Source organism: Enterocloster sp. HCN-30185, from assembly GCF_037890305.1.
Lineage (GTDB): Bacteria > Bacillota > Clostridia > Lachnospirales > Lachnospiraceae > Enterocloster.
This window is the reverse complement of sequence record NZ_JBBKBT010000039.1, coordinates 1-1,490: the sequence shown is the minus strand read 5'-3', so window position 1 is coordinate 1,490 and position 1,490 is coordinate 1. Positions and strand designations below refer to the sequence as shown.

Annotated in this window: 1 protein-coding gene; it reads right to left on the bottom strand. The window is 42.9% G+C overall.

The genetic code is table 11. The annotated features are described in order from the left end of the window. Positions 1 to 164: 164 nt before the first annotated feature. Positions 165 to 1,406: an IS256 family transposase gene (locus tag WKT10_RS15835; protein WP_066548922.1), complete on the bottom strand. Its 1,242-nt coding sequence runs from the start codon at positions 1,404 to 1,406 to the stop codon at positions 165 to 167. Between the last annotated feature and the right edge of the window lie 84 nt (positions 1,407 to 1,490).

The following is a 1,490-nucleotide window of genomic DNA, read 5'->3' as shown; positions in this document are numbered from 1 at the left end:
TTTCGAGAGTATGAGAAAATCTCTGTAAATAAGATTCTTCTATGATAATTAAGAGCGATAAGCTTGTGAATCAGGCTTGTCGTTCTTGTTTTATATATAACAGTTGCTTACGGGCATGTCAAGAGCAGGCGGTTTCCCGCCTGTCTTCTTAACCCTTCTTTTGCTTACTCGGGTAAGCGTCCCTCGTACATAATGCTCAGTTCTCCATAAACCTGAGCCCAATCACGGATGGTGGTAGTCCATTTTTTCGTAGCCTCAAAAGTAGCCAGATACAAGGCCTTTAACAGGGCGGTATCGCTTGGAAATACGCTTCTCTGACGGTTCAGCTTCCGGTATGTGGAGTTCAGTGATTCGATCGCATTGGTTGTATAAATGACCTTCCGGACAGTGGTTGAAAATTTAAAAATTGGAGAAACAGCATCCCAGTTGTCTTTCCAGCGTTTCATGGAATTCGGGTATTTCGGAGTCCATTTTTCAGTTACACGTTCCAAGGTAGCCAGAGCCTTCTGCTCATCAGCGGCCTGATAGATGGTTTTTAAATCTGCAGCAAAGGCTTTTCTGTCCTTGTCCGGAACGTATTTCAGGGTGTTTCTTACCTGATGGACAATACACCTCTGGTATTCTGTTTTGGGAAACGCAGCTGAAATCGCTTCTTTAATGCCTGTAAGGCCATCGGCACAGATGATCAGGATATCTTTTACTCCGCGATTTTTCAGTTCGTTCAGGACTGACAGCCAGTATTTCGCACTTTCATTGTCACCAATCGTAATCGTCAGGACTTCCTTTTTCCCCTCCGCATTAATGCCAAGAATAACATAGGCTGCAAGCTTACGAATGACTCCATTATCCCGCACAGAATAGTGGATCGCATCGATGTAAAGGATTGGATATACCTCATCCAATGGGCGGTTCTGCCAATCTTCAATCTGAGGAAGTATCTTATCCGTCACATCGGATATGAAACTTTCTGATGTTTCAAAACCATAGATATCTTCAATCGTTTCCGAGATCTGGCGAGTGGTCATTCCTTTGGCATACATAGAGATGATCTTCTGATCAATATCAGAAATATCTTTCTGACGCTTTTTCACCACCTGTGGTTCAAAGGTCGATTTCCGATCCTGTGGGACCTCGATTTCCATAGAGCCATATCGACTGTTTACCTGCTTGCGTTTATAACCGTTACGATAATCGTCATTGTCAGAACGCTGGGATTTCTCATATCCAAGATGGTCATCCATTTCAGCCTCCATCATTTCTTTAATGGTGCCGCCCAGAAGATCTTTGAGTGCATCCTGGATATCTTCTGCGGTCTCGATATCGTATTCTTCGAGAAGCTGGCGGATGATGTTCCTTTTTCCTTCAGTCATTTCAACTCTGTGAACTGGTTTCTTTTGTTTTGCCATAGTAAAAGGCCCTCCTAATGATATTTATTGTATCATAGAAGGACCTTACTTAGGTTATTTTACAGAAAAAGTTTCACAGGCTCA

Bases quoted from the DNA above. Each gene is read 5' to 3' on its own strand.
- WKT10_RS15835 (WP_066548922.1), bottom strand. From the start codon at position 1,406: ATGGCAAAACAAAAGAAACCAGTTCACAGAGTTGAAATGACTGAAGGA.